A 23,492-nucleotide genomic window follows, 5' to 3' on the forward strand; every position below is an offset into this window, starting at 1 on the left:
CCAGGGACTGCCCTGTCGCGTGTCGCCGCCCGTCCCGGGCACCACGGCGAGATCATGCTCGATCCGGGATCGAGGTGTCTCGTCGCGCCGCTGAAGCCACTCGATCCAGGATCGAGCGTGATCTTGGGAAGGATCCCTGCGACACGAGGCCGACCACTCGCTGACTGCCTCACGTCGGCCGACGGGGCGGTGGATCCGCGTGGGGCGGACGGCGGTCACTCGGATTCGGCGAGGATGGCGTACAGCTTGCGGCGGGTCTCGTCGAGCACCTGGGCGGCCCGCTCGCGCTGGTCGTCCGTACCGGTCATCATGACCTGGCGTAGCGCGTTCATGGCCTGCGCGCCGGCGTCCCGGATGTCGTGCCAACTGTTGATCGTATCCTCGGCGACCTCCGCCCAGGGGGGCGTCTGGGCCGCCGTCTCGGCCTCGGGCCGACCCTGTTCGGTGAGGGTGAACCGCTTGCGGCCGCCGCCGGACTCCTCGGTGGCGACGATGACTCCCTCGTCCTCCAGGAGTTGGAGCGTGGGGTAGATCGAGCCGGGGCTGGGCCGCCAGCCGCCCCCGGTGCGGGAGTCGATCTCCTGGATCATCTCGTAGCCGTGCATCGGCCGCTCGGTGAGCAGCGCGAGCACCGCGCCACGGACGTTCGGGCGGCGTCCCCGACCCCGTCCGCGTCCGCCCCGGCCGTGACCGTGCCCGCCGGGCGGGAAGGGCGGACCGGGCGGGAAGGGCGGGAAGCCGAATCCGCGCATCCGGGCCTCGTGCAGGGCGTGTGCCCGTCGGTGGAACCTCATCAGACTGTCTCCTTCGTAGAACTGTCGCTGATGCGTCGACGATATATCGGAAACACATCGGCGACAAGTCACCCGAGGGGCGGTGGGGAGTTTTGCGACACGTCGTCCGGTAGCGGGTTGTCCAGCCGTCGAGCACCGGTCACTGTCCGCCACCGCGCTCCGGACACATCTGGCAGGCTGTAAGCGTGTTGACGGCGCCGGTGCGGCAACTGGGGGAGTCGGAACGTCGCGCGGTCGAACGGTTGCTCGACTCCGACCCGTACGCGAGCGCGCAGGTCGCGGAGCGGGTCGCCGCGCGCGGACTGGCGTGGTGGCGGGCCGAGGGCCGGGTACTCGGCTACGGCTCCCGCCGCCATCTCGAATCGGTCTGCTGGCTCGGCGGCAACCTCACCCCGGTCCTCGCCTCGTCGCAGGCCGTGGCCGCCTTCGCCGAGCTGCTCGCAGGCGAGGAGCGGCTCTGCTCCTCGATCGTCGGGCGTGCCGACGCGGTCCTCGGACTGTGGGACCAGCTCGCCGGCACCTGGGGGCCGGCCCGCGACGTCCGCCCCAACCAGCCGCTGCTGGCCACCGAGGCGATGCCCGAGGTCCGCGCCGATCCGCAGGTACGCCTGGTCCGCGGCAGCGAGGTCGACCTGCTCTTCCCGGCCGCGGTGGCGATGTACACCGAGGAGGTGGGCGTCTCGCCGCTGGCCGAGGACGGTGGGCGCGGGTACCGCCGTCGGGTCACCGAGATGATCCGCTCCGGCCGGGCGTACGCCCGCTTCGTCGACGGCCGGGTGGTCTTCAAGGCCGAACTCGCGGTCGTCACCCGGCGCACCGCGCAGGTCCAGGGGGTCTGGGTGGCGCCGGAGTGGCGCGGCCGGGGGATCGCCACGGCGGCGATGGCGGCGGTGGTCCGCGACGCGCTGGCTCGGGTCGCCCCGAGCGTCAGCCTGTACGTCAACGATTTCAACCTGCCCGCCCGGCGGGTCTACGAACGCTGCGGATTCCGGCCCGTCGGCACCCTCGCCACCGTGCTCTTCTGACCTGGCCCGCTGCCGTCCGGCAGCCGCCGCCACCAGGTGATCTGCCTCCGGCAAAAATGCGTTGAGCTGCGCGGGCGCGCGACGCAGGCTGGAACCTCCGCCACGAAACCGGAGGAACCGACCCATGCGCCTGCTCCGTGATCTGTGGGTCACCTCGTCTCGCCGGATGACCCTGGTGGTGGTCCTGATCGTGCTCGGCGGGATCGGCCAGGCGGGCACCGCCGCGCTCGCCGGTCCGGTGCTGGTGAACCGCTCCGTCGAGTTCTTCGTGCTGCTCGCGGTGGCCCTGGTCCTGGTGGTCGCCAGCGATCTGGTGGTCAGCCTGGTGATGGCCGGGGTGACCGCCGACTGGGCCGCCGACCTGCGACGTCGGCTGTGCCGGGTGGCGATGGGCCAGCCGATTCCCGCCCTGGAGACCACGCCGGTCGGCGAGATGCTCGACCGGATCGACGGCGACGTGTACGACGTCGCCTCCGGCGTACGCGGTCCCGGGGTGCGCCTGGCCCAGTCGCTGGCGGTGGGTCTGCTCTCCACGCTGGTCGCGATCACCGTCTGGTGGCCGGCCGGGATCGGCATGCTGCTGCTCTGCGTCCTGCTCGCGGTCACCATGCGCCGGCCGGCGAGCCGGATCGCCCCGGCCCGGATGCACGAGGAGGCGGCCTGGTCGGACCTGGCGGCGGTGATGGAGGAGTCCATCCACGGCCAGGACGACGTCCGCACCAGCCTGGCCCGCCCGTACGTGCTGCGGCTGTACGCCGCCCGGGCGGCCGAGGTGCTGCGGCGCGGCTGGCGGGTGTGGCGGTTGTCCGCCCAGGTCAACACCGTGGCCGCCGGGGTGACCCGGGTCGGTGTCGCGCTGGTCGTGCTCGGCGGGGTGTGGGCGCTGACGACCGGCCGGGTCGACTCCGCCCGACTGACCGCGATCTGGCTGCTCGCCCTCTCGCTGGGGATGACCGTCGAGCACGTCAGCCGGATGGTCCCCGAGGTGCAGTACGCCCTCGGCGCGTGGGGCCGGGTACGACTGCTCCAGGCCGCCGCACAGGAACCCGTCGGCGGTGCCGCCCCGGTCGACGGGGACCTGGTCATCCGCGACCTGACCTTCCACTACCCGGCCGCCGACGCCGACCGTGGCCCGGCGTTGCGCGAGGTCGACCTGACCTTCGCCCGAGGGCGCTCGTACGCGCTGGTGGGACGGACCGGCTCGGGCAAGTCGACGCTGGCCAAGCTGCTCACCCGGGCGGTGGACGTACCACCCGCAACGGTGCTGCTCGGCGGGCGCGACGTGCGCGACCTGGACGTCGACCTGCTGCGCCGGTGGATCGCCGTGGTGCCGCAACGCACCGAGATCCTCGCCGGCACGCTCGCCGAGAACGTCGCGTTGTTCGACCCCGAGCTACTCGACGCCGCCGCGCGGGCCCTGCACGAGCTGGGCCTGGCCGGGTGGATCGCCGAACTGCCCGCCGGGCTGGACACCCGGCTCGGCGAGGGCGGGCACGTGCTCTCCGCCGGGCAGGAGCAGCTCGTCGCGTTCGCCCGCATCCTGGTCCGCGACCCGCACGTGGTGATCCTCGACGAGGCCACCGCCCGGCTCGACCCGGTCACCGAGGCGCGGGTGCAGCAGGCCACCGAACGGCTGCTGCGGGACCGGATCGGCATCGTCATCGCGCACCGGCTCTCCTCGGTGCGGCAGTGCGACGAGGTGGTGGTGCTGGCCGACGGCGCGGTGGTCGAGGCCGCCCCGCTGGCCCGGTCGCGTCGCTTCGCCGAACTCCTCGCCGCCGGTGACGCCGACCTGCTCGCCGACCCGGACGCCGACACCGCCGACGCGGCCGACCTGCTGGCCGACCCGGGCGCCGACCGCCTCCGTGGCGAACCGGCGCTGGTCGGCGTCACCGGTGCGGTCACGGAGGGCCACCGCCTCACCGGGTCGCCCGGGCTGACCACCGTGGTGGATCCCGCGCCCGTCGTCGGGCCCGAACCGGTCGCGCCGACCGACGGGCGGGAGATCACCGCCCGGGAGGTCGGTGGACGCGAGGCGGCCCGTACCACCACCGTCGCCGACGAGCCCGCCCCGGCCGCCACCGAGGGAACGGACCGGGCCGGCGACCGGAAGCCCGCGTCCCGGGCGCGGACCCTGCGGGAGATCTTCCGGCTCTGCCTCAACGACCCCCGGTACGGCGCCGCCGCGGTGGGCATCTTCGCCGTGGTGGCCGTGCTGAGCCTGGACGGCCCGATCCTGGCCTGGCTCTGGGCGGACGTGGTCGACGGCACCGGTGACCCGTGGCTGCCCGCGCTGGGCATCGCCGCCGGGCTGGTCCTCGCCATTCCCACGCACTACTGGACGCACCTGTGGTTCCCGGCCTGGTGGGTCCGGCAGATGCTGCGGATCAGCGCCCGCCTGGTGTACGGCCAGACCGGCCCGCGCCGGGTCAGCCGGCACACCCCGGCCGAGGTGGTGGCGCAGGGCGGCGACACCGAGCGGGTGGTGCAGCTCGCCGACCACGTGCTGGACCAGACCGTCGGCGTGCTCCTGCTGGTCAGCATGACCCTGATCACCGGCAGCGTGGTGCCGGGGCTGTTCTTCCTCGGCACGATGGTGCTCTCCGGCTTCGCCGCTACGGCGTTCGGTCCCCGGCTGGAACGCGCGGCACGGGAGACCGTCACCGCCCGTGCGGCGTTCGCCACCGCACTGGTCTCGGCGCTGTCGGCGGCCCGGACGGTGAAACTCGCCGGGGCGACCCGGCCGGTGCTGACCCACCTCGCCGACCTGGACACGGTGCGCAGCGACCGGCAGCGCCGGGAGATCGCCGTGCAGGTCTGGGCCCGCTCCACCCCGTCGATGGCCAGCGGTCTGCTGCCGATCGCGGTGTGGGCGCTGTTCCTGGCCGGCACGATCTCCGCCGGGGCGGCCCTGGTCTCGGTCGCCACGCTGGGCGCGGCGCGCTGGTTCGCCTGGACCACCGCCTCGCTGATCTCCCAGGTGCCCTCGGCGCGGGTGTGGACACGGCGGACGGCGGAGATGACCGGCATCGAGGCGTACTCGGCGCGGGTGCCCGGGATGGACCTGGTGGCCGGTACGGCACCCGCCCCGGCGGTGACTCCGCGTACCCCGTTGCGGCGGCTGGAACTGGTCGGCTTCGGCGTACGCCACACCGACGGCACGGTCGCCGTACGCGATGTCGACCTGACCGTGAACCGTGGACAGTTGGTGTTGGTGGTGGGCCCGGTCGGGGCGGGCAAGTCCTCGCTGCTGCGGGCCCTGGCTGGCATCGCCCCGCACACCGGGTCGATGACCTGGAACGGGGAGCCGGTGACCGAGCCGGAGCTGTTCCTGCGCCCGAACCAGGTCGGCTACGTCGGCCAGTTGCCCCGGGTGCTCTCCGGCACCGTGGCCGACAACATCACCCTGGGGCACCCGGTAGATCCGGCGCACGCGGTGGCGACCGCCCAGCTCGACCACGACCTGGCCGCCACCGGCAGTGGCCTCGGGCTGCTCATCGGGCACAAGGGCACCCGGCTCTCCGGCGGGCAGTTGCAGCGCCTGGCGTTGGCCCGGGCGCTGGCGCCGCGTACCGAACTGCTGGTCGCCGACGACGTGTCGTCCGCCCTGGACGTCACCACCGAGCTGGCGCTCTGGCAGGCGTTGCGTGAACGCGGCGTGACCGTGGTCGGGTCCACCTCCAAACGGGCCGCCCTGGTGCGGGCCGACCACGTGGTGGTGCTCGTCGACGGTGCGGTGCGGGCGCAGGGGCCGTGGCGCGAACTGGCGTCGCGCTGGGGCCACCTGGCCGGTTGATCCGGCACGGCCGTGCCGGATCAACCAGCCCGAGGGGACGGCGGGGGCCGGGTCAGAGTGCCCGGCGGTACTGGTGCGGCCAGTCCGCGTCGGCGCCCAGTTCGGCGGCGGCCCGGCGCGGCCAGTACGGGTCGCGCAGCAGTTCCCGGCCGAGCAGCACCAGGTCGGCCGCGCCGTCGGTGACGATCGCCTCGGCCTGCGCGGGCTCGACGATCAGGCCGACCGCGCCGGTGGGTACCCGCGCCTCGCGGCGGATCCGGGCGGCGGCCGGCACCTGGTAGCCGGGGCCCACCGGGATGGCGGCGTTCGGTGCGGCGCCGCCGGAGGAGCAGTCGACGAGGTCCACCCCGGCCGCGGCCAACTCGGTGGCGAGCACCACGCTGTCGTCGACGGACCAGCCGCCGTCGACCCAGTCGGTGGCCGAGATGCGGGCCAGCACCGGCACGTCCGCACCGACGGCGGCCCGCACCGCGCGGACGACCTCCAGGGTCAGCCGCATCCGCCCGGCCCGGTCCCCGCCCCAGTCGTCGGTGCGCCGGTTGGTCAGCGGGGAGAGGAACTCGTGCAGCAGGTAGCCGTGCGCCGCGTGCACCTCGACGGCGGCGAAGCCCGCCTCCAGCGCGCGGGCGGCGGCGGTCGCGAACGCCTCGACGACCCCGGCGATCCCGGTCGGGTCCAGCGCGGTCGGCTCCCGATACTCGGGCACGAAGGGCTCGGCGGTCGGCCCGACCGGCGTCCAGCCGCCCTCCGCGTCGGGCACGCCACCGCGCTGCGGCGCCCACGGCCGGTACGTCGACGCCTTGATCCCGGCGTGCGCGAGCTGCACGACGGGCACCGCGCCGTGCGCGGTCAGGAAGCGGGTCACCGGACGCCAGGCGTCGACGTGCCGACCGGACCAGAGCCCGGTGTCCTGCGGGCTGATCCGCCCCTCCGGCACCACGGCGGTCGCCTCGGTCATCACCAGCCCGGCCCCGCCCACGGCCCGAGTGCCGAGGTGCACCAGGTGCCAGTCGGTGGGCAGGCCGTCGGGCCCGGCACTGTACTGGCACATCGGCGCCATCGCGATGCGGTTCGGCAGGGTCACGGTGCGCAGCGCAAGGGGCGTGAACAACGAACTCATCGCGCCATCCTCTCCCGGCCGTCGGGCGCGCGACCCGGGCGCGGGCTGTGGGGTCGGGCACTCCCGCGCCGGTCAGCTCCGGTCGGGCCGTCTGCCGGAGGCCAGGGTGAGCGCGGTGGTCAGACCCCAGAGCACGGCGACCGCCAGCAGCAGCCGCTCCAGCACGCCGACCAGCGAGCCCCGTCCGACGAACAGCATGGCGGCGGCCACGGCCCCGGCGAGCGGCAACGCGACCACCGCCGCGATCACGGCCGGCCGACGCAGCCGCCGGTCGGCCTGCGGGGCGAGGGCGAGGGCGATCATCGCGAACACCACCGCTGCGGTCGCGGCGACGCTCGCCCCACCGTGCACCAGGTCCGCCACGGTGGCCGGTTCGAACGGCGGCAGCGGGCAGCCGGCGCTACAGGTCACCGCCCCGGACAGCAGCGTGCACAGCGCACCCGCGACGAGCAGTGCCACCGCGCCGGGCAGCGTCGCCACCTGCCGCAGCACCGCCGCGACCCGGTGTCCCGCGAGCCGCCGCACCACGGCCACGCCCGGGTGCGCCACCCGCGCCGGATCGGGTCGCCGGTCCTCGTCGTGCAGCGACACCGCGAGCAGCAGCAGCGCCGTGGCCAGGGAGAACACCCCGATCCGGTACGTCCACGCGTACCCGCTCTCGGCCACACCGGCCTCGCTGACGTATCCGGTCAGGCCCGGTCCCGGACCGGCGACCACGGCGAGGACCACCAGGGCCGTCCCGGTGACCACGCCCAGCGCGGCACCCGCCGCCGCGACCCCGACCCGTCCCGACGCCCGGCGGTTCGCCGTCGACGGCTCAGTCACGTCCGTGCGGGGTCGTCCAGCCGTGCAGGTCCGGACCGAGCGGCACCACCCCGGTCGGGTTGATCTGGTGGTGCGTCGCGTAGTAGTGCCGCTTGATGTGGTCGAAGTCCACGGTCTCGCCGAGACCCGGGGTCTGGAACAGGTCCCGCGCGTACGCCCACAGCACCGGCATCTCGGTCAGCTTCTGCCGGTTGCACTTGAAGTGCCCGTGGTAGGCCACGTCGAAGCGGACCAGCGTGGTGAACAGGCGTACGTCCGCCTCGGTGATCGTGTCGCCCATCAGGTACCGCCGGTCGGTCAGCCGCTGCGACAACGCGTCCAGCCGGTCGAACAGCGCCCGGTACGCCTCGTCGTACGCCTCCTGGGAGGTGGCGAAGCCGCACCGGTAGACGCCGTTGTTGACGTCCCGGTGGATCTCCGCCATCAGCGTGTCCATCTCGGGGCGCAACGGCACCGGGTACAGGTCCGGTGCGTCCGGTGCGTGCAACCGTCGCCACTCGGTGGACAGGTCCAGGGTGAGCTGCGGATAGTCGTTGGTGACCACCCGGCCGGTGAGCGTGTCCACCAGCGCGGGCACGGTGACCCGGCCGGAGTATTCGGCGTCGGTCGACAGGTACGCCTCGGACAGGTGACCGATGCCCAGCACCGGGTCGAAGCCGTCCTGGTCGAGCGTGAACCGCCAGCCCCGGTCGTCCCGGATCGGGTCGACGGTGCCCAGCGAGATGGCGTCGCCGAGCCCGAGCAGGTTCCGCACGATCAACGCCCGGTGCGCCCACGGGCAGGCGCGGCACCAGATCAGCCGGTAGCGGCCCGCCTCCAACGGCCAACGGTCCTGCGCGTCCGGCCCGCCGCCGGGCGGCGAGGTGGAGTGCGGGGTGACCCGCCCGGTGAACCGGTTGGGCTGCCGGACGAACGCGCCCGCGTCACTGGTCTCCGCGCGGAACTGAGGTCGGGCCATGCCGACAACCTATCGGGATACGCCGGGGATATCCTGGCCGCCGGACGTCCGGCGGGACCCGAAGGGCGGCCGGTGCCCGCCCTTCCCACCCCCGAAGGACTCGCGATGACCGTGGCTTACCTGGTGGCCGGTGTGCGTACCCCGATCGGCCGCTACGCCGGGGCCCTGGCCGGCGTACGCCCCGACGATCTGGCCGCGCACGTGATCCGTGAGCTGGTGGCCCGCCACCCGACGGTGGACTGGGCGCGTACCGACGACGTGATCCTGGGCTGCGCCAACCAGGCCGGCGAGGACAACCGCAACGTGGCCCGGATGGCCGCCCTGCTCGGCGGGCTGCCCGAGCAGGTGTCCGGCACCACGATCAACCGGCTCTGCGGCTCCGGCCTCGACGCGCTGGCCACCGCCGCCCGCGCGGTCGTCGCCGGTGAGGCCGATCTGGTGGTCGCGGGCGGCGTCGAGAGCATGAGCCGGGCCCCGTTCGTGATGCCGAAGGCGACCACCGCCTACTCCCGGGCCGCCGAGGTCCACGACACCACCATCGGCTGGCGACTGGTCAACCCGCTGATGCGGCAGGGCTGGGGCGTCGACTCGATGCCGGAGACCGCCGAGAACGTGGCCGAGGAGTATGGCGTGGATCGCTCCGCGCAGGACGAGTTCGCGTACCGGTCGCAGGCGCGGGCCGCCAGGGCCCAGGCCGACGGGCGGCTGGCCGAGGAGATCGTGCCGGTGACCGTGCCGGTCGGGCGGCGCGAGACGCGGCTGGTCGAGGTCGACGAGCACCCCCGGCAGACCTCGCTGGAGAAGCTGGCCGCCCTGCCCACCCCGTTCCGCGAGGGCGGCACGGTGACCGCGGGCAACTCGTCCGGCGTCAACGACGGCGCGGTGGCGCTGCTGGTCGCCTCGGAGGCGGCGGTCGCCGCGTACGGCCTGACTCCGCTGGCCCGGGTCTCCGGTGCGGCGGCGGCCGGCGTGCCGCCCCGGACCATGGGCGTCGGCCCGGTCCCGGCGACCCGGCGGCTGCTGGACCGGCGCGGGTTGGCGCTGGCCGACCTCGACGTGATCGAGCTGAACGAGGCGTTCGCCGCGCAGGCCGTCGCGGTGCTGCGTGAGCTGGGTTTGCCGGAGGACGCCGAACACGTCAACCCGAACGGCGGGGCCATCGCGCTGGGTCACCCGCTGGGCGCCAGCGGCGCCCGGCTGGCGCTCACCGCCGCGCTGGAACTGCGCCGCCGGGGTGGTCGGCGGGCCCTGGCCACCATGTGCGTCGGCGTCGGGCAGGGCATCTCGCTGCTGCTGGAAGCCGCCTGACCGGCGGCGTCGGCAGGCGCGGCGCGACGCGTACGGGAAAGGTGTTCGTGGATCTCCCTCGGGCGTGACCGACCGGCCTAGAGTGGTCAGCATCACGCGACGAGCTGAGGTGCCAGTGCAGACCCCCGACGGACTCCCCTCCGAGATCGACCTCTCGCGGCCCAGCGCGGCCCGGGTGTACGACTACTTCCTGGGCGGCGCTCACAACTTCGAGATCGACCGTCGGCTGGCCGAGCAGATCGCCGCCACCACACCCCACCTGCCGGCGACCATGCGGGCCGGTCGGGAGTTCCTGCGCCGGGCCGTACGCGTGCTGCTCGACGCCGGCATCGACCAGTTCCTCGACATCGGCTCCGGCATCCCCACCGTCGGCAACGTGCACGAGGTGGCCCGGGCCGCGAACCCGAAGGCCCGGGTGGTCTACGTCGACATCGACCCGGTGGCGGTGGCGCACAGCCGGGAGCTGCTGGCCGACGACGAGTTGACCGGTGTGCTGCACGGCGACCTGCGCGACCCGGCGCGGCTCCTGGCCGACGCCCGGGCGTTGCGGCTGCTCGACTTCGACCGCCCACTGGGCGTGCTGCTCGCCGGGGTGGTGCACTTCGTGCCGGACACCGACCGTCCCGCCGACGTCCTGGCCACCCTGCGAGCCGCCGCCGCGCCCGGCAGCCACCTGGTCGTCTCGCACTCCACCTTCGAGGACCAGCCACCAGAGATGTTGGACGCGCAACGACTGTCGGCACGGACCGCCACCGAGATCACGCTGCGCTCGCGGGCCGAGATCACCGGCTTCTTCGGCGACTGGACGCTGCTGGCACCGGGTGTGGTGCACATGGAGTTGTGGCGTCCCGACGCGCCGTCCGACGTGGCCGCGAACCCGCAACGGTTCGGTGCGTTCGGCGGCGTCGCCCGGAACGACCGGTCCGCCGGCTGACCTGATGTCCGCCGTCGGCGACTCCGGCGGGAACGCCGTGGACCAGACCGGTGCCCAGCGGTACGCGGCCGACTGGGCCCGTGCCGTACGCGGGCTCGGGTTCGTGCCGTTGAGCCCGACCGAGACCGAGCGGCTGTTGCTCGGGCACACCGTGCGGCTGGCCCGTGCGCTGCTCTCCGGTGAGCCGGTGGCCCCGGCCGCCGAGGAGGTCGGGCGGGCGCTGGTGGCGGCCCATCTGATCGCGCCGGGGGTGATCGGCTGGGCGGTGCGTACCCTCGCGGCCCGGTTCCCCACCGAGGTGCTGGACGTCCGGGCGGACCGGCCCGACCTCGCCGACCGGGTCTCGGCGGCCCAGGCGGGCCTGGCCGCCGGCTTCGCCGGTGCGCTGCGCGACCGCACCTTCGCCCAGCAGGAGGGGATCGCACGCTCGGCGTGGCAGGCCCGGGACACCGTGGAGCGGGCGTTGCGCGACAGCGAGGCGCGGTTCCGGGCGGTCTTCAGCGGGGCGGCCATCGGCATCGGCATCGCCGGGATCGACGGCACGATCATCGACGTCAACCAGAGCTTCGCCGAGATGCTCGGCTACGCCATCGAGGAACTGCGGCAGACCAACGTGGCGTCGCTGTTCCACGCCGACGACGCCGCCGGGATGTGGGAGCTGTACCAGGAGCTGATCGAGGGCAAGCACGAGGCGGTCCGGGTCGAGAAGCGTTACTACCGCAAGGACGGCACCGCCGTCTGGACGGACCTGGCGGTCTCGCTGATCCGCCACGACGACGGCCGTCCCCGGTTCACCGTCGCCGTGGTCGAGGACATCACCGAGCGGTACGAACTCCAGCAGCGGCTGCGGTTCCAGGCGCTGCACGACCCGCTCACCGGCCTGCCCAACCGGACGCTGTTCTTCGAGTCACTCGGTCGGCTGGTGAACCGTACGCACCCGCCCGGCCGGGTCGGCGTCTGCTTCCTGGACCTGGACGGCTTCAAGGCGATCAACGACAACCTCGGTCACGACCTCGGTGACCGGTTGCTCGTGCTGATCGCCCGGCGGCTGGCCGACTGCGTGGCCGATCGCGGCTACCTGGTCGCCCGGATGGGCGGCGACGAGTTCGTCATCCTGGTCGACGGCATCGCCCGGATCGAGGACGTGACCGCGGTGGCCGAGACGGTGCTGGCCGCCGTCGCCGCCCCGGTGCACATCGGTGACCAGCAACTCGCCGTGTCGGCGAGCATCGGCATCGTCGACTCGGACCTCGCCGGCACCAGCGCCACCGAGTTGATGAAGGCCGCCGACACCACGCTCTACTGGGCCAAGGGAGAGGGGCGGGGCCGGTGGGCGGTGTACGACCCGGAGCGCAGCGCGCGGGACATCGCCCGGTCGGCGCTCGCCGCCGAACTGCCCACCGCCCTGGACCGTGGTGAGTTCGTGGTGCACTACCAGCCGATCGTGTCCCTGCTGGACGGCCGGATGCTGGCCGTCGAGGCGCTGGTCCGCTGGCAGCACCCGGAGCTGGGCCTGGTCGGGCCGGACCGGTTCATCGGGCTGGCCGAGGAGACCGGCCTGATCGTCCGGCTCGGTGAGTGGGTGCTGCGGCAGTCCTGCCGGGACGCCCAGCGGTGGCACGCCGACTTCCCGGAGGCCCGGCTGGTGGTCAGCGTCAACCTGGCCGCCCGCCAGGCCGACGCCCCGGCGATCGTGGACACCGTGGCCGACGCCCTGGCCGAGAGCGGACTCCCCGCCGAGCTGCTGCAACTGGAGCTGACCGAGAGCGCGGTGATGGGTTCCGCAGGCGAACCGCTGCGGACGCTGTACCGGCTCGCCGCGCTCGGCCTACGGCTGGCGGTCGACGACTTCGGCACCGGGTACTCGAACCTGGCGTACCTGCGCCGCCTGCCGATCACCTGCCTGAAGCTGGCCGGGCCGTTCGTGGAGGGTTTGCGAGGCGACGAGCCGTCCGTCGCCGACCACCGCGACGTGCGGATCGTGGACGCGTTGGTCCGGCTGGCCCACGCGCTGGAGCTCTGGGTGACCGCCGAGGCGGTGGAGACCGAGGCACAGGCCGAGCGACTACGCTCGCTGCGCTGCGACTCCGCGCAGGGCCGGCTCTTCGGCGCACCCGGCCCGGCGGAGGCGATCGTCGCCCGACTGCGCGGCGAGCCGTCATGAGCGGAGACGTCCTACTCGCGGTGTCGCGCCGTACTACTCGCGGTGGCGCGGCGTCCTGCGTGCGGTGTCGTGGCGTGCTGCGTGCGGTGTCGTGGCCCGGCGCGGCCCGGTGGCGGCGCTGGGGCACGATCTCAGGCGACGTGGGCGAGACGATCTGGGGGGAGTCGACGTGGATCTGACGGACACCAGCGGCGTGGTGTCGGTGGTCGCCGCCCTGGCCATCCTCGCCGGGCTGGCCGGGGTGGTGGTGCCCGGCCTGCCGGCGCTGCCGCTGTGCTGGGGTGGCGTACTGGTGTGGGCGCTGTTCGGCGGGGCCGGCGCCGGCCGGTGGCTGGTCCTCGCCGCAGCCACCCTGGTCGCGCTCGGCGGCACCGTGGTCAAGTACGCCTGGCCCGGCCGCAACCTCAAACGCGCCGGGGTACCCACCACCTCACTGCTCGCCGGTGCCGTACTCGGGCTGATCGGCTTCTTCGTGATCCCGGTCGTCGGACTGGTGATCGGTTTCGTCGGCGGCATCTTCGCGATGGAACGGCTGCGGTTGGGCGACACCCGGCTGGCCTGGCCGGCGACGAAGCAGGCGGTCGGCGCGGCCGGTCTGTCGATGCTGATCGAGTTCCTCTCCGGCATGGTGATCGGCATGCTCTGGGTGACCGGCCTGGTCCTCACCTGAGCGGTCGGCCGGGCGTGGTGCTCGGTCGGGCCGTCCGCCCAGCGTCGTGCTCGGCCGGGCCGTCGGACCGCCGGGCGGCGGCGTGGTCGTGGTGGGCCCGTGGCGGAACGGCGGTGGGTGCCGGGTGGCGGGGACGAGTCGATGGGCACGGCGGATGGACGTACCGGTGAGAGAGAGGTGACTCGCCCCGCGCCACCGCGGCTGCCGGGCCGGCCGAGGGCCCGGCGGTGGTCCCGTTCCGGACCAGGTCACCGCCCCAGGATGCGTCCGGCCGGACCCGTCGGGCAACGCATTTACCCACCCGCCCGCCGGCGCATGTTAGGAAGGGACCCCTTTAATACTCCAGGCGTTAATAGGGGTCCCTTCCTTGCACCGAGGGCGGGGCGGTGGTTCGGTGATGCTCATGACGAGAGCCCCGCTGACGCTGGAGCAGTTGCGGGTCGCGGTCACCGAGGGCGAGATCGACACGGTGGTCCTGGCCCTGGTCGACATGCAGGGCCGACTACAGGGCAAACGGTTCCACGCGCCGTACTTCCTCGACCAGGTGGTCGGGCACGGCAGCGAGGGCTGTGACTACCTGCTCGCGGTGGACGTCGACATGAACACCGTCGACGGGTACGAGATGTCGAGCTGGTCGCGCGGCTACGGTGACCTGGCGATGACGCCGGACTTCGACACGCTGCGGCGGGTGCCGTGGCAGCCCGGTACCGCCCTGCTCCTGGCCGACCTGCACTGGCCCGGCGACACCGGCCCGGTGACCGTCTCGCCCCGGCAGATCCTGCGTCGGCAATTGGACCGGCTGGCCGCGCACGGACTGACCGCGTACGCGGGCACGGAGCTGGAGTTCGTGCTGTTCCGCGACTCGTACGAGCAGGCGTGGCAGCGCGGTTACCGCGAGCTGACCCCGGCCAACCAGTACAACGTGGACTACTCGCTGCTCGGCACCGCCCGGGTGGAGCCGCTGCTGCGGCGCATCCGCAACGAGATGGCCGGCGCGGGACTCACCCCGGAGAGCGCCAAGGGTGAGTGCAACCTCGGCCAGCACGAGATCGCCTTCCGCTACGACGAGGCGGTGCGCTGCGCCGACCACCACGTGATCTACAAGAACGGGGCGAAGGAGATCGCGGCCCAGGAGGGCATGTCGATCACGTTCATGGCCAAGCCGAACGCCCGGGAGGGCAACTCCTGCCACATCCACTTCTCGCTGCGGGACGCCTCCGGCGGGTCGGCGATGCTGGGCGACGGGCCGGGCCACCTGAGCGTCACCGGGCAGCGGGTGCTGGCCGGGCTGCTCGCCACGATGCGCGAGTTCAGCCTCTTCTTCGCGCCGAACATCAACTCCTACAAGCGTTACCAGCCGGATTCGTTCGCCCCGACCGCGTTGCGCTGGGGCACCGACAACCGCACCTGCGCGCTGCGGGTGGTGGGCCACGGTCAGGGGATGCGGGTGGAGAACCGGGTACCGGGGGCGGACGTCAACCCGTACCTGGCGATCGCGGCGCTGGTGGCGGGCGCGCTGCACGGCATCGAGCAGGAGTTGGAGCTGGGCGAGGAGTGCACCGGCAACGCGTACGACGACGCGGCGGCCGAACGCGTCCCCGGCACCCTCCGGGACGCGCTGACGCTCTGGGAGTCCTCCACCGTGGCCCGGACGGCCTTCGGTGACGACGTGGTGGCCCACTACACCAACATGGCCCGGGTCGAGCTGGCCGCCTTCGACGCTGCCGTCACCGACTGGGAACTCGCCCGTGGTTTCGAGCGCCTCTGACCGGCCGCCTGTCCTCCGGCAGGGCGACCCACGCGACTGTTCCACTCCGCTGCACGCCGTCCACGCCGGAGTGCGCCGATCATGGAGTCGTGGCGCCTGACCTGTCCGCTTCTACAGTTTTTGCGGGGGGCCACAACTCCATGATCGGCGTGCAGAGGGTGGACGGTGACGAGGGCGAGGGGAGTACGGGTGGGCGTGGGTGAGGTGCGGGATCCGGCCAGCGGGGCGGTGCTGCGCGAGGTCGTGGGAGCGTCGGTGGACGAGGTCGACGCGGCGGTGGCGCGGGCGGCGGTGGCGTACGAGCGGTGGCGTCAGGTGGCGCCGGGGGAGCGGGCCCGGCTGTTGCGGCGGTTCGCGGCGGTGGTGGACGCACACGTGGAGGAGCTGGCCCGGCTGGAGGTCGAGAACGCCGGGCACACCATCGGCAACGCCCGCTGGGAGGCGGGCAACGTACGCGACGTGCTGGACTACTACGCGGGGGCGCCGGAGCGGCTGACCGGACGGCAGATCCCGGTGGCGGGCGGGTGGGACGTGACGTTCCACGAGCCGCTCGGCGTGGTCGGGGTGATCGTGCCGTGGAACTTCCCGATGCCGATCGCCGCCTGGGGGTTGGCTCCCGCGCTCGCCGCCGGCAACACGGTGGTGCTGAAACCCGCCGAGCTGACTCCGTTGACCGCGCTGCGCCTCGGCGAGCTGGCCCGGGAGGCGGGGCTGCCCGAGGACGTGTTCACGGTGTTGCCGGGGCGGGGCGACGTGGTGGGTGAGCGCTTCGTCAGCCATCCGGCGGTACGCAAGATCTGCTTCACCGGTTCCACCGAGGTCGGCACCCGGATCATGGCCGGCTGCGCCGCCCAGGTGAAGCGGCTGACCCTGGAGTTGGGCGGCAAGTCGGCGAACCTGGTCTTCGCCGACGCCGACCTGGAGCAGGCGGCGGCGGCCGCCCCGGCCGGTGTCTTCGACAACGCGGGCCAGGACTGCTGCGCCCGCTCCCGGCTCCTGGTGCAGCGCCCGGTCTACGACCGTTTCCTGGAGTTGCTGGAGCCGGCGGTGCGGGCGTTCCGGGTACGCCACCCGGCCGACGAGGCCGCCGAGATGGGCCCGCTGATCTCCGCCGGGCACCGGGACCGGGTCGCCGGGTACGTCGACGGCGCGCGGGTCGCCTTCACCGGCTCCTGCCCGGACGGCCCCGGCTACTGGTACCCGCCGACCGTGCTGCTCGCCGACTCGTCGGCCGACCGGCACTGGCGCGAGGAGGTCTTCGGCCCGGTCGTCTCGGTGCTGCCGTTCGACGACGAGGCGGACGCGATCCGGCTGGCCAACGACACCGAGTACGGCCTCTCCGGCTCGGTCTGGACCCGTGACGTGGGTCGGGCGTTGCGGGTGGCGCGGGCGGTGGAGGCGGGCAACCTGAGCGTCAACTCGCACTCCTCGGTGCGGTACTGGACGCCGTTCGGCGGGATGAAACGCTCCGGTCTCGGCCGCGAGCTGGGCCCGGACGCCCTGCACGCGTTCACCGACGTCAAGAACGTCTTCATCAGCACGGAGGAGTGAACGATGCAGCGGTTGCAGGACCGGGTGGCCGTGGTGACCGGCGCGGCCAGCGGGATCGGGCTGGCCACCGTACGCAGACTGGCCGCCGAGGGGGCCCGGGTGGTCTGCGTCGACGTCGACACCGACGGCGGTGTCCGGGCCGCCGAGGAGGTCGACGGGACCTTCGTCGCCGTCGACGTGACCGACGAGAGTGCCGTCCGTGACCTCTTCGACGGGGTGGTCGAGCGGTACGGGCGGGTGGACGTCTCGTTCCACAACGCCGGCATCTCGCCGCCGGACGACGACTCCATCCTGGAGACCGGGCTGGACGCCTGGGAGCGGGTGCTGCGGGTGAACACGACCAGCGTCTACCTGTGCTGCAAGTACGTCATCCCGCACATGCGCCGGCAGGGCCGGGGGTCGATCATCAACACCGCCTCGTTCGTGGCGCTGATGGGTGCGGCGACGTCGCAGATCGCGTATACGGCGAGCAAGGGCGGGGTGCTGGCGCTGAGCCGGGAGCTGGGCGTGCAGTTCGCCCGCGAGGGCATCCGGGTCAACGCCCTGTGCCCCGGTCCGGTGGCCACGCCGCTGCTGCGGGAGCTGTTCGCCGCCGATCCGGAGCGGGCCGCACGCCGCCTGGTGCACGTGCCGATGGGGCGGTTCGGCGAACCGACCGAGATCGCCGCGGCGGTGGCCTTCCTGGCCAGTGACGACTCCTCGTTCATGACCGCCGCGCAGTTCGTGGTCGACGGCGGGATCACCGGCGCCTATGTCACGCCGCTGTGATGTTCCCGACACTTCTGGTGATTGATCGGGCGAATCGTATCGGTTGATCGACAAGTGTCGTGGGCTAATCAGCGTCGCCGTCGGCTGATGCGTTACGTTCCTGGTGCGGCGGGGTAGAAGTCCGGTCACGGCAGCGATGATCAGGGCACGTCGCGCACAGGCCGGGGAGGCTGCATGAACTCGGCCCAGGGGGGCGTGGACGGAGGCGATCCGTCGGCGACGCGTGGTGTGGTTCCACCGCTGCTCGCGGCGGCGTTCGCGGGTGGTGGCGAAATGGGCACGCTGCTGCGTGACCGGGACTGGTCGACCAGTCCGCTCGGCGCACCGGAGAACTGGCCCACCGCGCTCGGCAACGCGGTCAGCACGATGCTCGCCTCGAAGGCGCAGATCGTCGTCTTCTGGGGCGAGGACCAGCGTGCCTTCTACAACGACGCCTACCGGCCGACGATAGGAGACAAGCATCCCGCCGTCATCGGGCAGCCGGCCCGCGACCACTGGGTCGAGACCTGGGACGTGCTCGGGCCGCTGCTCACCGACGTCGTACGCACCGGTGAGGCGTACCAGGCGCGGGACCACCACTTCCTGCTCGACCGGTACGGCTTCGTGGAGGACGTCTACTTCGACGTCTCGTACGACCCGATCCGGGACACCGACGGCTCGATCAGCGGGGTGCTCTGCGTCTGCAGCGAGACCACCGGTCGGGTGCTCGGCGAGCGGCGACTGCGTACGCTCGCCGAACTCGGCTCCGAGCTGGCCGACGTGGTCAGCAGCGCGGAACTCGGCCGGGTGGCCGCGGCCGTGCTCGATCGGCACCGGCAGGACGTCCCCTTCGGGCTGCTCTATCTGGGCGGCCTCGACGGCGGCCTGCGGCTGGCCGGGACGAGCGGCCCGGTGACCGGTGCCGAGGAGCTTGCCGCCGGGCTCGCCGAGCTTGCCGCCGCCGGGGGCGGCACGGTGTCCACCGCCGACCTGTTCGGTGAGGTGCCGGCCGACGCCGCCGACGAGGCGCTGCTGCTGCCGATCACCGCCACCGCGGAGCAGGCGGGCGTGCTGGTGCTGGGGGTGGCCCGCCGGCTGCCGCTCTCCGACGACTACCGCACCTTCCTCGAACTGGTCGCCGCACAGGTCTCGCGGGCCGTCGGCAAGCAGCGGGCGTACGAGCAGGAGCAGGCCCGGGCCGCCGAGCTGGCGGCCCTGGACCTGGCGAAGACCAACTTCTTCGCCAACGTCAGCCACGAGTTCCGCACCCCGCTGACCCTGGTGCTCGGCCCGCTGGAGGATCTGCTCGCCGACCCCGGCCTGCCGGAGCCGTACACCCAACGGCTGACGATGATGCACCGCAACGCGCTGCGGCTGCTCAAGCTGGTCAACACGGTGCTCGACTTCTCCCGGCTGGAGTCCGGCCGGTTGGCCGCGCACTACGAGCCGATCGACCTGGCCGACTACACGGCCCGACTGGCCAGCACGTTCCGCTCGGCCACCGAACGCGCCGGGTTGCGGCTGACGGTGGACTGTCCGCCGCTGCCCGAGCCGGTCTACGTCGACCAGGAGATGTGGGAGAAGATCGTCCTCAACCTGGTCAGCAACGCGGTGAAGTTCACTTTCGACGGGGAGATCCGGATCGAGGTCCGGGCGGTCGACGGGATGGCCCGCCTGGAGGTCGTCGACACCGGCGTGGGCATCGTCGCCGAGGAACTGCCGCACGTCTTCGAGCGGTTCCACCGGGCGCCCGGGGTACGGTCGCGCAGCCACGAGGGCACCGGGATCGGCCTGGCGCTGGTCCGGGAACTGGCCGAGATGCACGGCGGCGGAGTCCACGCGACCAGCCGGGTCGACGAGGGCAGCCGCTTCGTCGTCACCGTCCCGTTCGGCTCCGGGCACCTGCCGGCGGACCGGGTGGCCGAGACCGGCACCGACCGCGAGCCCCAGCAGAGCGCGCTCTTCGTCGCCGAGACCGAGCGCTGGAGCGACGGCCGGTCCGGGGCGGGAGAGACGCGCCACCCGGGGTCGGCGGGCCGCATCCTGGTCGTCGACGACAACCCGGACCTACGCGAACACGTCACCCGGCTGCTCGCGTCGACCTGGGAGGTGTTCACCGCCACCGACGGCGTGGACGCCCTGCGACTGGCCGCCGACACCGACTTCGACCTGGTGCTGACCGACGTGATGATGCCGCGGCTGGACGGCTTCGGCCTGGTCGCCGCGCTGCGCGCCGACCCGCGCACCCGGTACGTGCCGATCGTGCTGCTCTCCGCCCGCGCCGGCTCGGCCGAGGAGGTGGCCGGCCTCGCGGTGGGTGCCGACGACTATCTGACCAAGCCCTTCTCCGGGCAGGAACTGGTCGCCCGGGTACGGGCCAACGTCGAACTCGGCCAACTGCGCGGCCAACTCATCCGGCGGTTGGCCGCACTCGCGGACGCCGCCGTGGCGGTGAACACCGCGCGCTCCACGGACGAGGTGCTCCAGGTCGCGGCGCGGCACGCGTTGAGTCTCGCCGAGGCGGTCCGGGTGTCCGTCACCGCCGGTGACGCCCGGTTCGAGGCCGACGGCGGCGGCACCAGCGCCGCCGACCCGGCCTTCGTCCTGCCGCTGACCGGCGTGGGTGGCAAGCGCCTCGGCGAACTGCGGGTGTGGCGTGCGGTCGCCGAGCCGGCCGGCACGGACGAGGCGGCATTGACCCAACTCGCCCGGCTGGTCGGCGTACGACTGGAGAACGCGCAGCTCTACGAGGTGGAGCACCGCATCGCCACCACCCTGCAACACAGCCTGCTGCCGCGCACCCTGCCCCAGTTGCCCGGTGCCGTGGTGGCCAGCCGCTACCTGCCCGGCAGCGACGACGTCGAGGTCGGCGGCGACTGGTACGACGTGGTGACCCGCGAGGACGACGAGATGGTCCTGGTCATCGGCGACGTGGTCGGCAAGGGGGTGCCGGCTGCGGCGGCCATGGGCCAGTTGCGCAACGCGCTGCGGGCGTACGTGCTGGAGGGGTTCGATCCGGGGGAGTCGTTGACCCGGCTCAACCGACTGGTGGGCTCGACCGAGTCCCGCTCCTTCGCCACGGTCTTCTGCCTGTGGTTCAGCCCGCGTACCGGGCGGCTGCGGTATGCCAACGCCGGACATCCGTCCCCGCTGCTGATCCGAGGAGGCGACGTGGCGTTCCTGCACGACCGGGCGCTGGGTCCGCCCGTCGGCGCGATCCCCGGTGCGGAGTACGAGACGGTCACCGGCGAGCTGTGTCCCGGCGACCGGCTGCTGCTCTACACCGACGGCCTGATCGAGGACCGGAACGTCGACATCGACGACGCGCTGGCCCAGCTCCGCGCCGACGCGACCCGGCCGGGGGAGCACGTGGTGGACCTGGTCGACGCGGTCGTGCAGCGGGTCGTCGACCGGCCCCGCCGTGACGACGTGGCGGTGCTCGCGTTGGAGGCCGCCGAACTCAACCGGTTCGCGCTGCGGCTGCCCGCCGACCCGACTCGGCTGAGCGTGCTGCGCAAGCGCCTGGAGGACTTCCTGGTCGCGCACGGGGTGAACGAGACCGACCTGTTCGACCTCACGGTGGCGGTCTCCGAGGCGGCGGCGAACGCCATCGAGCACCCGGTCGACCCGGTGGAGCCGACGATCGGCATCGAGGTGACCGTGGAGGGCCGGACGGTGACCGCGACCGTACGCGACAGCGGACGCTGGCGGGAGTCGACCGGGTCGGGCTTCCGGGGACGGGGACTGTCGCTGATCCAGGCACTCGGGGAGCTGTCGGTCAACCGCACCGCGGAGGGCACGGAGGTGACCCTGCGTCGGGAACTGGGCGCCTGAGCCGGTGGGCGCAGCGGGTCAGACCGGCCGCAACCAGTGCTGCTCGCCCAGGCCGGCGATGTGCAGCACACGGCTGACCTGCCGGGACGGCAGCACCGCCAGGGTGTCCGGATAGTGACGGGCGAGCCGCACCACCGCGTGGATCGCCGCCGAGTCGAAGAAGCTCACCGCGCGCAGGTCGAGGGTCAGCCGGGTGGCCGGCTCGCGCAGCGCGGTCTGCAGCATGGTGTCCGCGGTCGCCATGTCCACCTCGCCGGTGACCACCACGCGGAGGTGATCACCGTCGATCTCCGCGCTGGCGGAGAAGACGGGCGGTGCTCCCCCTTGATCCACGCTGACACCTTGACACAGCACTTGTGGTAGGGCAACAACCGTGGGCGACCGACGGTGGTGGGGGTCGCCCGGAGCGCGGCGATAGGCTTGCCGCATGACCGTCCGTGCGCCGTTGACCCCAGGCACGCTCTCCCCGTGGCGGCCGGTGCCCGCCCACATCGTCCGACCGGAGTACGTCGGCAAGAAGGCCCCCCGGCCGTGGCAGGGGTCGCACGTGCAGACGCCGGAGACGATCGAGAAGATGCGTGTCGCCGGGCGGCTCGCCGCGCAGGCCACCCAGCTCGCCGGTGAGCACTGCAAGCCCGGTGTGACCACCGACGAGATCGACCGGGTGGTGCACGAGTTCCTCGTCGACCACGGCGCGTACCCGTCGACGCTGGGTTACCGGGGCTTCCCGAAGTCCTGCTGCACCAGCCTCAACGAGGTGATCTGCCACGGCATCCCGGACACCACCGTGCTGGCCGACGGCGACATCATCAACGTCGACGTGACCGCGTACATCGGCGGGGTGCACGGCGACACCGACGCCACCTTCTGCGTCGGCGAGGTCGACGAGGAGGTCCGGCTGCTGGTCGAGCGGACCCACGAGGCGATGACGCGGGGCATCAAGGCCGTCGCGCCGGGCCGGCAGATCAACGTCATCGGCCGGGTCATCGAGTCGTACGCGAAGCGGTTCGGCTACGGCGTGGTCCGCGACTTCACCGGCCACGGCATCGGCGAGGCGTTCCACAGCGGCCTGTACGTGCCGCACTACGACAGCCCACGGCCCACCGACGTGATGGAGCCGGGCATGACGTTCACCATCGAGCCCATGATCACCCTCGGCACCCACCAGTACGACATGTGGGAGGACGGCTGGACGGTGGTCACCAAGGACCGCAAGTGGACCGCCCAGTTCGAGCACACGGTGCTGGTGACCGAGGACGGGTACGAGATCCTGACGCTGCCGTGACCGACACCCCTGCGGCCCTGCGGGAGCACCACCACGCGGACGTCTCCGGCGGGTGGCTGCGACCCGCCGTCTTCGGTGCCATGGACGGCCTGGTGACCAACATCGCCCTGATCGCGGGCGTCGGCGGTGGCGGCGTCTCGCCGCAGGCCATCGTGCTGACCGGCACCGCCGGTCTGGTCGCCGGCGCGATCTCGATGGCGCTCGGGGAGTACACGAGTGTCCGCTCGGCCAACGAGCAGATCGCCGCCGAGGTGGCCAAGGAGCGGCGCGAACTGGAACGCCACCCCGAGGAGGAGGCCCGGGAACTCGCCGAGATGTGGATGGCGCGGGGATTGCCCGAGGATCTTGCCGTCCAGGTGGCCGAGGCGGTCCGCCAGCATCCGGAACAGGCGTTGCGGATGCACGTCCAGGAGGAGTTGGGCGTCAACCCGGACGAGCAACCCAACCCGTGGGCGGCGGCGCTGTCGTCGTTCCTCTGCTTCTCGGTCGGCGCGTTGGTGCCGCTGCTGCCGTACCTTCTCGGCGCGACCAGCCTGGCGCTGGCCCTGGCGGTGGGCGGGCTCGGGCTCTTCGTGGCCGGCGCGGTCGTCTCGCGGTTCACCAACCGGCGCTGGTGGACCGGCGGGATGCGGCAGTTGCTCCTGGGCGCCGCCGCCGCGGCGGCCACCTACCTGGTCGGTGCGTTGATCGGCGTGCAGGGCGGCCTGGGCTGA

The 23,492-nt window shown here is 73.0% G+C and carries 17 protein-coding genes; 12 read left to right on the forward strand and 5 right to left on the reverse strand.

The window, feature by feature from the left end; translation table 11 throughout:
- Positions 1-215: 215 nt before the first annotated feature.
- Positions 216-794, reverse strand: coding sequence for a PadR family transcriptional regulator (locus ACZ31C_RS17425; protein ID WP_396745363.1), 579 nt, complete (start codon positions 792-794; stop codon positions 216-218).
- A 185-nt stretch (positions 795-979) separates the two neighbouring features.
- Here ACZ31C_RS17425 and ACZ31C_RS17430 point away from each other — a divergent pair, with 185 nt between their 5' ends.
- Positions 980-1,819 carry a GNAT family N-acetyltransferase gene (locus ACZ31C_RS17430; RefSeq protein ID WP_465796150.1) on the forward strand — a complete coding sequence of 280 codons (840 nt, stop codon included), beginning with the start codon at positions 980-982 and terminating at the stop codon, positions 1,817-1,819.
- Between the two features lie 124 nt (positions 1,820-1,943).
- On the forward strand, positions 1,944-5,615 hold the full coding sequence (locus ACZ31C_RS17435) for an ATP-binding cassette domain-containing protein (protein ID WP_465796151.1): 3,672 nt from the start codon (positions 1,944-1,946) through the stop codon (positions 5,613-5,615).
- A 52-nt stretch (positions 5,616-5,667) separates the two neighbouring features.
- Here the strand turns inward: ACZ31C_RS17435 and ACZ31C_RS17440 are convergent, their stop codons facing one another.
- From ACZ31C_RS17440 to ACZ31C_RS17450, 3 genes are all read right to left on the reverse strand, one after another.
- Entirely contained in the window at positions 5,668-6,735 is a 1,068-nt protein-coding gene (locus ACZ31C_RS17440; protein ID WP_465796152.1) for an NADH:flavin oxidoreductase/NADH oxidase, read from the reverse strand.
- A 72-nt stretch (positions 6,736-6,807) separates the two neighbouring features.
- Positions 6,808-7,560: a DUF998 domain-containing protein gene (locus ACZ31C_RS17445; RefSeq protein WP_465796153.1), complete on the reverse strand. Its 753-nt coding sequence runs from the start codon at positions 7,558-7,560 to the stop codon at positions 6,808-6,810.
- Complete coding sequence (locus ACZ31C_RS17450) at positions 7,553-8,518, reverse strand: glutathione S-transferase family protein (RefSeq protein ID WP_465796154.1); 966 nt, start codon at positions 8,516-8,518, stop codon at positions 7,553-7,555. The genes ACZ31C_RS17445 and ACZ31C_RS17450 overlap by 8 nt, the downstream gene beginning before the upstream one ends.
- 105 nt (positions 8,519-8,623) lie before the next feature.
- Between ACZ31C_RS17450 and pcaF the strand changes: the two genes are divergently transcribed.
- From pcaF to ACZ31C_RS17490, 8 genes are all read left to right on the forward strand, one after another.
- Positions 8,624-9,826, forward strand: a complete 1,203-nt coding sequence (gene pcaF, locus ACZ31C_RS17455) for a 3-oxoadipyl-CoA thiolase (RefSeq protein WP_465796155.1) — start codon at positions 8,624-8,626, stop codon at positions 9,824-9,826.
- Positions 9,827-9,941: 115 nt separating this feature from the next.
- Positions 9,942-10,760 (forward strand): SAM-dependent methyltransferase, encoded by an 819-nt coding sequence (locus ACZ31C_RS17460; protein ID WP_465796245.1) that lies wholly within the window; start codon positions 9,942-9,944, stop codon positions 10,758-10,760.
- A gap of 4 nt (positions 10,761-10,764) precedes the next feature.
- Positions 10,765-12,924 (forward strand): putative bifunctional diguanylate cyclase/phosphodiesterase, encoded by a 2,160-nt coding sequence (locus ACZ31C_RS17465; protein WP_465796156.1) that lies wholly within the window; start codon positions 10,765-10,767, stop codon positions 12,922-12,924.
- A 169-nt stretch (positions 12,925-13,093) separates the two neighbouring features.
- Positions 13,094-13,594: a DUF456 domain-containing protein gene (locus tag ACZ31C_RS17470; protein WP_465796157.1), complete on the forward strand. Its 501-nt coding sequence runs from the start codon at positions 13,094-13,096 to the stop codon at positions 13,592-13,594.
- A 403-nt stretch (positions 13,595-13,997) separates the two neighbouring features.
- Positions 13,998-15,362, forward strand: a complete 1,365-nt coding sequence (locus ACZ31C_RS17475; protein WP_465796158.1) for a glutamine synthetase family protein — start codon at positions 13,998-14,000, stop codon at positions 15,360-15,362.
- Between the two features lie 195 nt (positions 15,363-15,557).
- Complete coding sequence (locus ACZ31C_RS17480; protein ID WP_465796246.1) at positions 15,558-16,913, forward strand: aldehyde dehydrogenase family protein; 1,356 nt, start codon at positions 15,558-15,560, stop codon at positions 16,911-16,913.
- Between the two features lie 3 nt (positions 16,914-16,916).
- The gene (locus ACZ31C_RS17485; protein ID WP_465796159.1) at positions 16,917-17,681 is read left to right on the forward strand and encodes a 3-oxoacyl-ACP reductase; all 765 of its coding nucleotides are present in this window, start codon (positions 16,917-16,919) and stop codon (positions 17,679-17,681) included.
- Positions 17,682-17,855: 174 nt separating this feature from the next.
- A complete protein-coding gene (locus ACZ31C_RS17490; RefSeq protein WP_465796160.1) occupies positions 17,856-21,494 on the forward strand; it encodes a SpoIIE family protein phosphatase in 3,639 nt (1,212 codons plus the stop codon).
- Between the two features lie 18 nt (positions 21,495-21,512).
- On the opposite strand, the gene ACZ31C_RS17495 is transcribed toward ACZ31C_RS17490, so the two are convergent.
- Positions 21,513-21,827 (reverse strand): STAS domain-containing protein, encoded by a 315-nt coding sequence (locus tag ACZ31C_RS17495; protein WP_396745331.1) that lies wholly within the window; start codon positions 21,825-21,827, stop codon positions 21,513-21,515.
- Between the two features lie 94 nt (positions 21,828-21,921).
- Between ACZ31C_RS17495 and map the strand changes: the two genes are divergently transcribed.
- Both map and ACZ31C_RS17505 read left to right on the forward strand, forming a co-directional pair.
- Positions 21,922-22,779: a type I methionyl aminopeptidase gene (map, locus tag ACZ31C_RS17500; RefSeq protein ID WP_465796161.1), complete on the forward strand. Its 858-nt coding sequence runs from the start codon at positions 21,922-21,924 to the stop codon at positions 22,777-22,779.
- Positions 22,776-23,492, forward strand: coding sequence for a VIT1/CCC1 transporter family protein (locus ACZ31C_RS17505; RefSeq protein ID WP_396745325.1), 717 nt, complete (start codon positions 22,776-22,778; stop codon positions 23,490-23,492). Before map ends, ACZ31C_RS17505 begins: the two co-directional genes overlap by 4 nt.

Source organism: Micromonospora sp. NPDC023869 (assembly GCF_055559695.1).